The organism is Streptomyces sp. HUAS 31, assembly GCF_028198125.1.
In the GTDB taxonomy this organism is placed as follows: domain Bacteria; phylum Actinomycetota; class Actinomycetes; order Streptomycetales; family Streptomycetaceae; genus Streptomyces; species Streptomyces chartreusis.
Map to the genome: position 1 here is coordinate 6,440,178 of NZ_CP116353.1, position 14,689 is coordinate 6,454,866.

Annotated in this window: 5 protein-coding genes; all 5 read right to left on the reverse strand. The window is 74.7% G+C overall.

Annotated features, from left to right (window positions below; translation table 11 throughout):
• Positions 1-17 precede the first annotated feature (17 nt).
• From PGH47_RS28835 to PGH47_RS28855, 5 genes are read right to left on the reverse strand one after another with little or no spacing between them, the layout of a single operon-like run.
• On the reverse strand, positions 18-770 hold the full coding sequence (locus tag PGH47_RS28835; protein WP_271665810.1) for a thioesterase II family protein: 753 nt from the start codon (positions 768-770) through the stop codon (positions 18-20).
• Positions 767-2,806: a beta-ketoacyl synthase N-terminal-like domain-containing protein gene (locus PGH47_RS28840; protein ID WP_271665811.1), complete on the reverse strand. Its 2,040-nt coding sequence runs from the start codon at positions 2,804-2,806 to the stop codon at positions 767-769. Before PGH47_RS28840 ends, PGH47_RS28835 begins: the two co-directional genes overlap by 4 nt.
• Entirely contained in the window at positions 2,803-6,066 is a 3,264-nt protein-coding gene (locus PGH47_RS28845; protein ID WP_271665812.1) for a non-ribosomal peptide synthetase, read from the reverse strand. The genes PGH47_RS28840 and PGH47_RS28845 overlap by 4 nt, the downstream gene beginning before the upstream one ends.
• The gene (locus PGH47_RS28850) at positions 6,063-9,932 is read right to left on the reverse strand and encodes a non-ribosomal peptide synthetase (protein WP_271665813.1); all 3,870 of its coding nucleotides are present in this window, start codon (positions 9,930-9,932) and stop codon (positions 6,063-6,065) included. Before PGH47_RS28850 ends, PGH47_RS28845 begins: the two co-directional genes overlap by 4 nt.
• Positions 9,932-14,611 carry a non-ribosomal peptide synthetase gene (locus PGH47_RS28855; protein WP_271665814.1) on the reverse strand — a complete coding sequence of 1,560 codons (4,680 nt, stop codon included), beginning with the start codon at positions 14,609-14,611 and terminating at the stop codon, positions 9,932-9,934. Before PGH47_RS28855 ends, PGH47_RS28850 begins: the two co-directional genes overlap by 1 nt.
• Between the last annotated feature and the right edge of the window lie 78 nt (positions 14,612-14,689).

Genomic DNA, 14,689 nt, shown 5'->3' on the forward strand with positions numbered 1-14,689 from the left:
CGGTGAGGCGGCCCGCCTCACAGCAGCCGTGCGGTGATGAACCCGACCAACTCCTCCTGCCTCGGCGTGAGATAGAAGTGATTGCCCTCGAAGACCCGGACGTCCAGCCCCTCGGTCGTGACGTCCGACCAGGCCGAGAGGTCCTCCACCGGGCACGCGGGATCGCTGTCGCCCCCGCAGGCCGTGACGGGAACGTCCAGCCTGTGCAGGTGTGCCGGGCGGTACGCCGCGAGCAGCCCGAAGTCCCCGCGCAGCGCGGGCATGATCACGCTCCGCAGCATGGGGTTCTCGTAGAGCGCGGCGCCCTCGGGGTCCAGCCTGCGGACGTGGTTCAGGATGTCGGTGTCCGTCGGTACCGGCCGGGGCGCCAGCTCCTGCGCGAGACGCGGCCTGGTCCGGCCGGACACGATCAGCCGGGTGAGGGTGCGGCCGGGGATCCCCTCCAGCCGGCGGGCCACCTCGTACGCCACCGACGAGCCCATGCTGTGGCCGAACAGCGCCAGCGGCAGATCGTCCGTCAGCTCCGCCAGCAGCGCCGACGTGATCGCGTCCGCCAGCTCGTCCATCGTCGCAGGACACGGCTCGGACAGCCGGTCCTGGCGGCCGGGGTACTGCACCGACAGCACCTCGATCTCCGGCGGTGTCAGCGCGGCCCAGCTGTGGAAGGTGCCCGCCGCGCCGCCCGCGTGCGGGAAGCACACCAGCCGGACCTTCGCGCCGGGCGTGCTCACGCCCCGCAGCCAGCGGGTGTGGATGTCGGGGGCGGTCACGACTCCGCCTCGAACTCGGCGAGCAGGGCGTCCAGGGCGCCGTCCGCCCCGCCGCCCTCCTTGATCTCCACGATGCGGATCGTCATCTCCTTCAGCGTGATCGGTTCCAGGAACAGCTGGATCGGTACGTCGATGTCCAGCTCGTCGCGGAGCCGTCCGGCCAGATGCACGGCCGTCAGCGAGTCGCCGCCCGCCTCGAAGTATGTCTTCTCCAGACCGGCGGGGCCGTCGAGGTCCAGCGCCTCGATCACCAACCCGGCGACCTCGGCCTCCAGTTCGCTGCCCGGCGCGGGCGCCGCGCTCTCGGCCGGCTCATGCGCGGCCGGGCCGCGCAGCGTCAGCGCGCCATGGCTCTCGCCCGCGAACGGATACGCCGGGAGCCGGACCCGGCGCACCTCGCCGTCGAGCGTCGGCCAGGCCGCCTCCTCGCCCCGCAGCCACGCCTCGCCCGACGGGTCCCGCACCGGATCCGGTCGCCCCTCGGCCAGCGCCATGAGCTTGTCCGACGCCTCCCGCGCGCCGGCGGCGACCACGTAGGCGCGCACGGGCATCCCGACCCGGCCGGTGCGCAGGGTGTGCGCGACGTCGGCCAGGGCGGGGGCGTCCGCCTCGCGCAGACGTGCCGCCAACCGGGATGCCACGAGCGCGAGTTGACGCTCAGTGCGGGCCGACAGCGGCAGGACCGTCGGGCGGGCGCCGACCGCCGCGCGCGGCTCGCGTGCCGGTGCCTCCTGCACCACCACGTGCACGTTCGTGCCGCCGATACCGACCGACGTCACGCCGGCCAGCCGGGGCAGGTCCGGCCTGGCCGGCCACTGACGGGCCTCGGTCACCAGCCGCAGCGGCGAGTCCGCGAGGGCGGCGACCGGGCTCGTGACGTCCACCGTCGGGGCCAGCGTCGCGTGCTCCAGCATCAGGACCGTCTTGATCAGCGCCGCCGCACCGGCCGCCGCGTCCGCGTGCCCGATGTTCGACTTCACCGAGCCGAGCGCTATGCCATCGGGGCCGGCTCCGGCGGTGAACGCCGCCCTCGCCGCCTCCAGTTCGATCCGGTCGCCCAGCTCGGTCCCGGTCCCGTGCGCCTCCACGTACTGCGCAGCCGACGGTTCCAGACCCGCCGCCGCCCACGCCTGAGTGATCGCGGCCGTCTGCTGGTCCACGCCCGGAGCGGTGAAGCCGACCTTGCCGGCCCCGTCGTTGGTGACGGCCGTGCCCCGGATCACCGCGCGCACCGGGTCGCCGTCGGCCAGCGCGTCCTCCAGCCGCCGCAGCACCAGCACGCCCACCCCGCTGCCCGGCACCGTGCCGGCCGCCTTCTCGTCGAAGGGGCGGCAGCGGCCGTCGGGGGAGAAGACGCCGCCCTGGTAGTGGACGTAGCCCTGTCTGCGCACGGTGCCGATGGCGACGCCGCCCGCGAGCGCGGTGTCGCACTCGCCGAGCAGCAGGGCCTGCACGGCGAGATGGACCGCCGTCAGCGACGTCGAGCAGGCCGTCTGGACCGTCATGCTCGGCCCGTCCAGCCCCAGCCGGTAGGAGATCCACGGCGCCAGGAACTCCCGGTCGGTGAGGATACGGACCTGGAGCGCGCCGATCGACCCGGCGAGCGCCGGGTCGGTACCGGCGGCCAGCGCGTGCTCCGTCGGGCTGCCGCCCACGTAGACGCCGGTCCTGGAAGGGGCGTTCAGCGGGGCGTACCCGGCGTCCTCCAACGCCGACCAGGCGGTCTCCAGGAGCACCCGGTGCTGCGGGTCCAGGGCCGCCGCCTCGGTGCGGTTGAAGCCGAAGAGCTCGGCCTCGAAGCGGTCCGCGTCCGCGAGATGCCCCTGCGCCGGGACGTACGCGGGATTGCGCAGCTCGGCCGGGTCCGCCCCGTCGGCGAGCAGTTCCTTCTCCGTGAACGCGGACAGCGAGCAGACGCCGTCGCGCAGGTTGGCCCAGTAGGCGTCGAGGTCGGGGGCGCCGGGGAAGCGTCCGCTCATCCCCACGACGGCCACCGCCGGCTCAAGGTCGTGCTGTGCGGCTTCCTCGGTCGTCATCGCGTCGTGCCCTTCCTGGAACGGAGCTTGTGCAGGGCGGCCCGGCGGTCGCTGCCGCGCCGGGCCGCCTCCTCGTGGGGCGCCCCCTGCTCGGCCGCCCGGTCGAGATGGGCCGCCACGGCGGCGACCGTCGGGTGCCGGAACAGGTCGATCAGGGTGAGGTCGGTGTACTCCGGGTGTTCCTGGAGCGCCGCGAGCACGGCCAGCAGCCGTACCGAATTGCCGCCCAGGTCGAAGAAGTTGTCGTGGACGCCGACCCGGTCCAGGGTCAGCACCTGCTGCCACACCCGGGCCACGCGCCGCTCGGCCGCGCTGTCCGGCGCGGTGTACGACCCGCTCAGCTCGGGGCGCGAGGAGGGCGGTTCGGGCAGCCGGGAGCGGTCGATCTTGCCGGAGCGGTTGAGCGGCAGCTCCGGCAGCCGTACGAAGACCTCCGGGACCATGTAGCCGGGCAGCCGGCCGGCGAGCAGGGTCCGCAGCACCTCGTCCGAGGGGGCCGGGTCCTGCCCGACCACGTACGCCACCAGCCGCTGCTCGGCGCCCTCGCCGCGCACCGCCGCCGCGGCCACCGTGACCTCCGGATGGCCCGCCAGGACGGCCTCGATCTCGCCGAGTTCGATCCGGTAGCCGCGCAGCTTCACCTGCGAGTCGCTCCGGCCCAGGTAGTGCAGGACGCCCCGCGCGTCGATCCGGCACAGGTCCCCGGTGCGGTACATACGAGCGCCGGGCGGACCGTACGGATCGGCGACGAAGCGCTCGGCCGTCATGCCCGGCCGGCCGAAGTAGCCACGGGCGAGGGTGGCGCCGGCGACGTACAGCTCACCGGTCACGCCGACCGGGGCCGGGCGCAGTCGGCCGTCCAGGACGTAGGCGCGGGAGCCGGGCACCGCGTGGCCGATCACCACCGGCTCGCCCGGCCGCAGATCGGCCGTGGTCGAGTACACCGTCGCCTCGCTGGGGCCGTACGCGTTGACGATCCGGCGGCCCTCCTCACCCAGCCGCTCGACCAGCTCGGCCGGGCACGCCTCGCCGCCGACCGCGAGCGTGCGCAGGTCGGGCAGCGCGCCCGGGGCACGGGGCAGCGTCATCGCGGCGGACGGCGGCAGGAACACGTAGGTGATGCGGGAGTCCCGCAGCCGGGCCTGAAGCGCCTCGCCGAGCCGTTCGTCCTCCTGCGCGATGTGCAGCTCGGCGCCCGCGACCCACGGGAAGAACAGGTCGGACACGGCCACGTCGAAGCCGAACGACACGAACTGCAGGACCCGGTCCGTCCCGGTCACCGGGAACACGGGGCGGACGTTCACCGCGAGGTTGAGCAGCGCCCGGTGCTCCACGGCAACGCCCTTGGGGACGCCGGTGGAGCCGGAGGTGTAGAGGACGTAGGCGAGGTCGTCGGGGGCGCATTCCACGGGGGTGAGCGGGGGCGGCGACGATTCCGTCTCCTGGTCCACCCGTAGTTCCGGTACGTCGATTCCTGCCGCGCCCGTGGTCTCCGCCGCCGTCAGCAGCAGTGAGGTGCCCGAGTTGGTGATCATGTAGGCCAGGCGGGCCGGGGGGTGTGCCGGGTCGAGCGGCACGTAGGCGCCGCCGGCGCGCAGGACCGCGAGGGCGGCGATGCCCATGTCGGCGCCGCGGGGGAGGAGGAGACCGACGCGGTCTCCTCGGCGCACGCCGTGTGTCTGGAGGCGGGCGGCGAGGCGGTCGGCCCGTGTGAGGAGTTCGGCGTAGGTCAGGTGCAGGTCGCCGCAGACGAGTGCGGTGGCCTCCGGCCGGGTGGTGGCGCGACGGGCCACCAGGTCGGGTACCAAGTGGGCGGCTGCGGGATCGTTGTGGCTGGTCGCGCAGTTCCCCGCGCCCCTTTGGGGCGCTGTCAGCATGCGCTCCTTTTCGGCCGCCGGGAGTATGTCGATCGTCGACAGCGGGGCGTCCGGGCGGTCCAGCAAACCCTCCAGCAGGGTTTCGAAACAGCGCACCCAGCGTCGTACCGTCTCCGCGTCGAACAGGGCGGTGCGGAAGATCAGGTACGCGGCGAGGTCCTCGCCCCAGCGTTCCACCTGAAGGTGGAAGTCGAACTTCGCGGTGTCCAGGCCGACATGGACCCGGTCGACCTCGGCGCCCGCCAGCCGCAGGCTCAGCTCGGTGTCGTCGTCGTAGCCGAAGACCACCTGCACGACCGGGTCGTGGCTGATCTCGCGGGCCGGGGCCACCTCGTCGACGACCGCCTCGAACGGGGCGTCCTGGTAGGGCTGGGAGTCCAGCAGCGCGGTGCGCAGACGGTCGATCAGGTCGTGGTACGACGGGTCGCCCGACAGGTCGACGCGCAGCGCCAGCGTGTTGGTCAGCATGCCGACCATGTCCTGGAGCTCGGGACGGTCCCGGCCGGAGACGGGGAAGCCGATCACCAGGTCCTCGGAGCCGGAGAGCCGGCTCACGAACGCGGCGTACGCGGCGAACACCGCCATGAACGGGGTGCCGCCGCGCGTCCGTGCCGTCCCGGCGATCCGCTCGCGCACGCGGGCCGGCAGCGTGAACCGTTCGGTGCCGCCCGCGGCCGTGCGTACCGCCGCGCGCGGCCGGTCCAGCGGCAGCGCGACCGTCTCCGGAGCACCCCGCAGCCGCTCGGCCCAGTGCGCCACCGAGCCGGCGTACTCGCCCGCCGCCTGCCGCTCCCGCTGCCAGGCCGCGAAGTCCGGGAACTGCAGGGGGAGTTCGGGCGGGCTGTGGGTCAGGCCCTTGGTCTCGTTCTCGTACCCGGCCGACAGCTCGCGCAGCAGCACACCCAGCGACCAGCCGTCGCAGACCAGGTGGTGGGCGACCAGCAGCACACGGTGGCTGCCGTCGGTCATGGCGTACAGCGTGCAGCGCAGCAGCGGTCCGGCCGACACGTCGAAGGGGCGGGCCGCCTCCACGCGCATCCGCGCCTCCACGTCGGCCACCGGCACGTCGTGCTCCGCGCGCGGCTCGACCCGGCCGGCCGCGGACACGATCTGCAGCGGCACCCCGTCGGGGCCGGTGCGGAAGACCGTGCGCAGCGACTCGTGCCGGGCGACGAGCGCGTCCAGCGCCCGCCCGAAGGCCGCCGCGTCGAACGACCCGCGCACGACGAAGGCCGCCGGCACGTGATAGGTCGCGGCACCCGGGTCCATGTGGTCGAGGACGAGCAGCCGGGCCTGCGCGTCCGAGGTCGGGAACTCGTACTCCTCCGGCTCCCCGAGGGCCTCGTCGTACGCCCCGGCCGTGCCGATGTCGTCAGCGGTCATCTGCCTGTGCTCCGTCCCCCCGTGCGGTCCCCGGCCGGTTCCGCCAGGTCTGCCAGTACGTTCTCCACGACCGCGGCGATCTCGCCGACCGGTCCCGGTGTGAGCACATCGCTGTGCTCGCAGTCGAGTTCGTGCACGTCCACAGCGGCCGCGCACGCCCGCCACGCCGCGCTCTTCTCCCCGGTCGTCGCCTCGGCGGCGCGGGTGGCGGAGAAGAGGGTGACCCGGCCGTCGTACGGCGACGGCCGCCAGGCGCGCGCCATCTCGATGTACCGCTCCATGGCGCCGACCAGCGCGCCGATGCGCGGCCGGTCCAGGTCGGCGAGGAGCGCGCTGTGCGCGTGAACGCGGGCCACCACCTCGGCCCGGTCCAGCGGGCCCGGTCCGGCCGGGACGCCGGGCAGCGCGTTGCGCAGCAGGTTGCCCAGCGCCGCCTGCTCCACGACCGCTCGGTCCAGCGGCACCCGCGCCACCTCGGGCGACTTCGGCATCGCGTCCACGACGGCGACGAGCGCGACCTCCTCGCCCGCCGCGCGCAGCCGCACCGCCAGCTCGTGCGCCAACGGTCCGCCGAAGGACCGCCCGAGCAGCAGATACGGCCCGTGCGGGCGCACCGCCCGGAGAATCGGCACACAGCTCTCCGCCAACTCGCCCAGCGACGCGGGCAGTTGTCCGCCGTGCAGCACCGGCGTCTGGAGCGCGTACACCGGCCGCCCGGGGGCGAGATGCGGCAGCAGGGCCGCGTAGGCCCAACCGAGGCCGAGCCCCGGGTGCAGACAGAACAGCGGGGGCAGGTCGCCCTCGCGGCGCAGCGTCAGCAGCGGGGCGTACGCGTCCTCCTCAGTACGGCCCGCGGTCAGACGGGCGGCGAGCGCGGACGGCGTCGGCGCCTCGAACAGCGTGGCGGGTGACACCCGGGTCCCCAGCTCCGTGTGGATGTTCGCGGTCAGCCGCAGGGCGAGCAGCGAGTGGCCGCCGTGCCCGAAGAAGTCGCCGTCGGGACCGATCGCGTCGACGCCGAGAGCCTGCGCGAACAGCGCGCACAGCCGCTGCTCAGGCCCCGGCCGGGCGATCCGCCCGTGCCCCGACCGAGCACGCTCCGGCTCGGGTTCGGGCAGCGCGGCCCGGTCGACCTTGCCGTGCCCGGTCAGCGGGACGGAGTCCAGGCGCGCCCACGCCGACGGCATCAGATGCGCGGGCAGCGTGCGCGCCGCGTGCTCGCGTACGAGGTCCAGGTCACCGCCCACGACATAGGCGACGAGCCGTTTGCCGCCGCCGGGTCCCGGGCGCGCGGCGACCACGGCCCGCTCCACACCGGGGCAGGCGGCCAGCGCGGCCTCCACTTCGCCGGGCTCGATCCGGAAGCCGCGCACCTTGACCTGGTCGTCGCCCCGGCCCACGAACTCCAGCTCACCGCCGGGGAGGCGGCGCACCAGGTCGCCCGTGCGGTACATGCGGGTGCCGGGCGGCCCGTACGGGTCGGCGACGAAGCGCTCGGCGGTCTGGCCCGAACGGTTCAGATAGCCGTGGGCGAGCCCGCTGCCCGCGACGTACAACTCGCCCACCGCGCCGGCCGGTACCGGGCGCAGCAGACGGTCGAGGACGTGGGTGCGGGAGTTGTCGAGCGGCCGTCCGATGGGCACGGTGGCGCCGATCGCCCCCGTCACCGGGTGGGCCGTGGCGAACACGGTCGTCTCGGTGGGCCCGTAGCCGTTGATCACCCGCGTGCCGGGGCACCGCTCGCGCACCCGCCGGACCGCCTCGGGGTCGAGCACGTCCCCGCCCGCCCACACCTCGCGCACACCGCCGAGCACCTCGGGCGCGATCTCGGCGACGGTGCGCAGCAGTTCGGCGGTCAGCCACAGCCCGGTGACCCGCCCCTCGGGCAGCAGCCTCTTCAGCAGATCGGGAGTGACGGGTCCGGGCGGCGCGAGCACGACCGTGCCGCCGTTGAGCAGCGGAACCCAGGTCTCGTAGGTCGCGGCGTCGAAGGTGTGCGGGCTGTGCAGCAGCACCCGCTCGTGCGCGCCGCCCGCGAAACGGCCGTCGGACGCCAGCTCCACGACGGCTCGATGCGGGGTGACGATCCCCTTGGGCTCACCCGTCGACCCGGACGTGTACATCACGTACGCGGCGGACTCGGGGTGCACGGAGGGGGGCAGGGGAACGGTCGACTCCGGGCGGCCCGAGGTCGCCAACACCTGTGTCCCCGCCGGAAGTTGTACGTCCCCGTCCGCCACCGCCACCCTCGCGCCGGCCGCCCCCACCAGCGCCGCCAGCCGTCCGGCCGGAGCCCCCGGATCCAGCGGCAGACAGCACCCGCCCGCCTTCAGCACCGCCAGTTGTGCCACGACCATCGCCACGGAACGGGGCAGCGGCAGCGCGACCGTGTCGCCGGGCCGAACTCCCGCCTCCCGCAGCCGCCCGGCCAGGGCGTCGGACGCCGTGTCGAGACGGCCGTACGTCAGCACCTCGCCGTCGGACTCGACGGCGGGCGCGTCGGGTGTGCGGGCCACCTGCTCGGCGAAGCGGCCGGGGATGCTCAAGGCGCCGGACGGCGCACGAGTCGGGCCCTCGGCCTGCGCGAGCAGTTGCCGCCGCTCCTCCCGCGGCAGGACGTCGAGCCGGTCGGCGGGCGTGTCGTGCGCGGACGTCAGCGCCTCGAAGGCACGCACCAGGCGCGCGCCGACCGTGGCGGCCGGGACGCCCCCGCGGCAGCCGACCCGCAGCAGCATCCGTTCGGCGGCGACCACGGCGATCGTCACCGGGTAGTGGGTCGCGTCCCGTGTCCCGATCAGCTCCACCGCCGGGGCGGGGCCTTCGGCGCGCGGGAAGTTCTCGAAGGCCAGGACGGTGTCGAAGAGTTCGCCCGCCCCGGCCGCCCGCTGCACCTGCGACAGCCGTACGTGGTGATACGGCGCCAGCCGCAGCTGCTCGCTCTGCACCCGGGCCAGCAGTTCGTCGACGCCTTCGCCCGCACGCAGTGCGATCCGCACCGGCAGCGTGTTGATGAACAGCCCCACCATCCGCTCGACGCCCGGCAGATCGTGCGGCCGGCCCGAGACGACCGCGCCGAAGACCAGGTCCTCGGCGCCGGTCGTGCGGGCCAGCACCAGCGCCCACGCCGTCTGCGCCACGGTGTTGACGGTGACGCCGGCGTCGGCCGCGCGCCGGGTGACCGCCGCCGTCAGCTCGGGGGTGAGCTCGACGTCGACCGTGTCCTCCGGGGCGTCGGGGTCGTGCTGAGCCGACGGCACGGGCCGGGTCAGCCCTCCCAGCGCCGCCTGCCAGGCCGCCTCGGCACGGTCGTGGTCCTGGCCCTTCAGCCAGACCAGGTACTGCTTGAAGGGCACGGCGGGCGGAAGTTCGCCGTCCTGTGCCGTCAGCGCTTCCAGATCCCGGGCGAGCAACGGCAGCGACCAGCCGTCCAGCAGGATGTGGTGGAGGGTCAGCAGCAGCTCGGCGCCCTCGTCGTGCCGGACCAGGGTGGCCCGCAGCAGTGGCGGGCGGGCCAGGTCGAAGCGTACGCGGCGGTCCTCGGCCATGAGCCGGGCCAGCTCCGCCGCCACCTCGTCACGGGTCTGCCCGGTGCCGTCGATCTCCGTCCACGGCAATCTCACCGCCCGCGGAACCACCTGCACCGGCCGCTCCACGTGCTCGTGCCGGAAACACGCCCGCAGGTTCGGGTGCCGCTCCAGCAGTCCCGCGACCCCGGCCCGCAGGGCCTCGCCGGTGACGCCGGGCGCGATCCGGAACCGGGCCTGCACCAGATACGGGTCCGGCCGCTCCGGATCGCGCAGGGCGTGGAAGAGCAGGCCCTCCTGGGCGGGGGAGAGCGGCAGCACGTCCGCGATACGGCCGCCCATCAGTCGTCCCCTTCTTCGTCGAGGTCCTCGAACCCCAAGTCGTCCTCCAGCAGGGCGAGCTGATCCGAGGACAGGTCGACCAGTGGGAAGTCGGAGCTGGTGTGACCGCCCGAACCGTCCCGGCGGGCGTGCTCGACCAGCACCTCGATCGCCTCGCACCACAGCCGCGCGAGCGCGAGCACCTCGTCCTCGCCGAGCACCCCGCGCGCGTACGAGAACGCCGCGCTCAGACAAGGCCGCCCGGCTCCCCGCTCCAGGACGACCGCGTCGATCTCCACGGCGTGCCCGAGCGGCAGCGCCTCAGCGGCCATGCCGAGCAGCTCGCCGTCGGCCGTGTCGCCGCCGGAGAACCGGCCCAGGTAGTTGAAACGCAGGTCGGGGACCGGCAGCAGGGCCAGCTTCGGGGCCGTGTCCGCGTTGAGATGGCGCAGCAGACCCCAGCTCAGGCCGCCCGACGGCACGGACCGCAGCCGCTCCTTGACCTGCTTGAGCGCCGCACCGGCCGCGTCCCGCGCGGGCTGCCAGAAGTCCGCGCCGAGCGCCGCGCCCGCGTCCAGACGGACCGGGTACTGGGTGGTGAACCAGCCGACGGTACGGGAGACGTCGGCCGGCCGGGAGAGCCCCTCGCGGCCGTGGCCCTCCAGAGCGACCAGCAGACCGGTGCCGTTGCCCCGGTGCCGTACCGCCGCCGCGGCCAGCGCGGTCAGCAGGACCGCGTCCGGGCCGCAGTGGAAGACCTCCGTCACCTCGGACAGCGCCGCCCCGGTGACCTCCGGCGTCAGTTCGACGGTGAGCACGGCACGGCTCGCCCCGGCACCCCGGCCGCCCGCGATCCGCGCGTCCGGGCCGCCCAGCATCCCCTCCCACCGGACCGACTCCACGTCGGCCGTCCCGGGCCGCACCGCCTCCTCGGCCAGCAGCCGGGCCCAGCGCGCGAAGGACGTGCCCGGCGGCTCCGGCAGCCGCTCCCCGGCCAGCGCGGCGGCCAGTTCGGGGCCGAGCAGCCGCCAGGACACCCCGTCGACCGCGAGATGGTGCACCGTCAGCAGCAGCGGACCCGGCCGCTCGGCGTCCCCGTCGAACCAGGTCGCCCGCACCATCTCGCCCCGCTCCGGGTCGAGGCGTACCGCGGCCGCAAGTTCGTCGGCCAGCTCCCGGACATCGGCGCCGGCGGGCACCTCGACGCGCGCCACGGTCACCTCGGGGTGGGCCTCGCCGATCTCCAGCTCCCCGTCCACCAGCCGCATCCGCAGCACCCCGTGCCGCTCGACCAGCGCACGCACGGCCGCCTCGACCCGCTCCGGGCCCGCGCCCGCCGGCACCGGGAACAGCATCGACTGCGTGAACGCCGACGCGTCCCCGCCCTGTTCGCGCCACCAGCGCATGACCGGCGTCAGCGGGAAACGTCCCGTGCCGGCGTCCTCGCCGAGTCCCTCGGTCTCCCGCGCGGTCAGCGCGAGCGAGGCCGGCGTCCGGGCTGTGAACACATCACGCGGCGTGATGCCGAGCCCCGCCCCGGCCGCCCGCCCGGCCAGCTGGATCGCCATGATGCTGTCGCCGCCCAGCCGGAAGAAGTCGTCGTCGGCGCCGGCCCGTTGGACGCCGAGCACCTCCTCGAACAGGGCGCACAGGGCCACCTCGCGCACGCCCTCGGGTGCCCGCCCGGCGCCGTCCGGCCGGCTCCCCGGCGCGGGCAGCGCCGCCCGGTCCAGCTTGCCGTTGGGGGCCAGCGGCAGCGCGTCCAGCACCACCACGTCGCCGGGCACCATCGCGGCGGGCAACCGCCCGGCGGCGTACGCCAGCAGCGCGTCCGGCACCGGCCCGTGACCGTCACGACCGACGACGTACGCGACCAGCCGCGGCCTGCCCGGCCGGTCCTCCCGCACGACGGCCACCGCCCGCTCGACCGACGGATGCCCGGTGAGGACGGCCGCGATCTCGCCCGGCTCGATCCGCTGCCCCCGGATCTTCACCTGGTCGTCGGAGCGGCCCAGGTACTCCAGCTGCCCGTCGTCCCGGCGGCGGGCCAGGTCCCCGGTGCGGTACATGCGCGTGCCGGGCGCCCCGTACGGGTCGGCCACGAACCGCTCGGCACTCGCCGCCGCCCGGCCCAGATACCCGTACGCCACACCCGGCCCCGCCAGATACAGCTCACCGCACACCCCCGGCGGCACCGGCCGCAGCCGCTCGTCGAGGACGTACGCGCGCGTGCCCGGCAGCGGGGCGCCGATCGGCGGGGGCGTCCCGTCGCCGGTGAGCGGCCCGGAGACCGTCGCGGCGACGGTGAACTCGGTGGGACCGTACGCGTTGTGGAACCGCCGTCCACCGACGGCCCAGCGGGCCACCAGCTCCGGCGGACACGCCTCCGCACCCACGGCCAGCGACCGCAGGTCCGGGTACTCCCCGGCGGGGAGGGTCGCCAGCACCGACGGCGGCAGCATCGTGGCGCCGATCCGCAGCCCGGTCAGCACCTCCGCCAGCCCCTGCCCGACGAGCGGCCCGTCCGGCGCCACGACCAGCGTCCCGCCGGACCCGAACGCCATGCACATCTCGGCCACGGAGATGTCGAACGCGGGCGACCCGAGTTGCAGAACTCTGGTCTCCGGCGCCAGCGCCATGGCGTCCACGAGCCCATGAGCGAGGGCGGCAAGACCGGTGTGCGGAACGAGAACGCCCTTGGGACGCCCGGTGGACCCGGAGGTGTGTATGACATACGCCGGCGTCGACCCCCTCAAGGGGCGCGGGGAACTGCGCGACAAGCCACGACGGCGCGGCACCCGCTCGACTTCACCGCGTGGCAATTCCAGCGATCCGCTCAACACCAAGGTCGGCACATCGGTATCGATCGGCACCCCCCGCTCACCCACAACCACCAGCACCGGCTTCGCGTCCTCCAGCGCTACCCGGATCCGCTCGCCCGGATAGTCCGGATCCACCGGCAGATAGGCGGCGCCGGCCCGCTGCACCGCCAGCAACGCAGGCACCATCGCCGGGGTGCGCCCCAGCGCGAGAGCCACGACCGCACCGGCCCCCGCCCCGTGCTCGGCGAACGCCTCGGCCAACCGGTCGACCCGGTCCACGAGTTCGGCGTAGGTCAGCGCCAGCGCCCCGGCCTCCAGCGCAGGCGCGTCCGGGGTGCGGGCAGCCTGCCGTGCCACCAGGTCGGGCAGCGACACCGGCTCGGGTGCGTCAGGGCCGACGCCGAGCTCCAGCAGCCGCGTCCGGCCCGCCTCGGACAGCAGACCGACCTCGGCGAGCGGCACCTCGGGGTCGGCGGTGAAGCGGCGCAACAGCTCCAGATAGGCGTCCGTCCAGTGCCGTACGACGTCCGCGTCGAACAGTGCCGTGCGGATCTCGAAGCTGCCGTCCATCGTGCCGTCGTCGGCGTCCCGGACGATGCCCACGAGGTCGTGCTCACCACCGGTGTGGATCCGCTCGGGCTCGCTGAACTCCCTGAGCGCGGCCACGCTCCGCTGCTGCGTGAGGTGCATGAACACCCACTGGAACAGCGGCGAGCGCCCGACGCTGCGGTCGGGCGCGACCGCCGACACGATCCGGCCCACCGGTACGTCCGCGTTGGCCATCAGCTCGGGGAAGTCGGCCGCGAACCGGGCCAGCACATCGGCGAAGGAGTCCCCGGGCCGGATCCGCCAGCGGGTCGGGATCGCGTTCATGACGTACCCGATGACCCGCTCCAGGCCCTTCGCGGCCCGGTTGGCGGTCGGGGTGCCGAGCACCATGTCGTCGGCGCCGGTGAGGCGGTGCGCCAGGACGGCGAAGGCCGCCATCAGGACGACGTACACGGACGCGCCGCGCTCGCGGGCCAGCGCCCGTACGGCCCGGGCGGTCGGGGCGTCCACGCGGAACGGGATCTGGGCGATCTCCCCGGACGAGCCCGCACCGGCACCGGGCACGGTCAGCGGCCCCGGCGGCTCGGAGAGGTAGCGGCGCCAGAACGCCAGCCGCGCCTCGAAGACGCCGGACGCCTCCAACTCGCCCTGCCAGGAGGCGAAGTCGGCGTACTGGACGCGGGGCCGGGCCGGCATCGGCGCGCCGTCGGAGCGCAGCGCGCGGTGGGCCTCGGCGAACTCGGCCTGGAGCACGTCGAAGGACCACCAGTCGGCGATGACGTGATGCAGGCTCAGCATCAGCGTGGCCCGCCGGTCGTCGACCGTGACCAGACGGGCCCGCATCAGTGGTTCGCCCGCCAGGTCGAAGGGCCGGCGCCGGAAGGTCTCGAAGGCCTCGGCGATGGCGACGCCGGTGCCCCGCAGGTCCTGCCGCTCCAGCCGGAACCGCTCCTCGGGCGGGAAGGTGACGCTCAGCGCGCCCGGCTCACCGTCGATGCGGGCCCGCAGGACGTCGTGGTTGCGGCGCACCAGCGTCAGCGCCGTCTCCAGCAGGTCCGGGTCCGTCGGGGCGTCGAAGTGGTAGGCGCAGCACAGGTTGAGCGCCGGAGTGCCGGGATACAGCGACTCGTACACCCACAGGTCCTCCTGCGCCGGGCTGAGCCGCACCGGACCTTCCCCGTCGCGCGCCGGCACGACCGCCGGGATCAGCCCGAGCTGCCCGGACTCCACCAGCCGCCGCATCAGCCGGATCCGCTGCCCACCGCTGAGCGCGCCGAACCGCTCGGCCATCGACGCACCGGCCGCCGCCGCCCCCGTAGTCCCCGTCACGCCACGTCCTCCCGGACCATCGCGAAATCCCCTGTCACGCCACGCTCTCCCGGAAGGCCGTGAAGCCCCTTGTCGTCA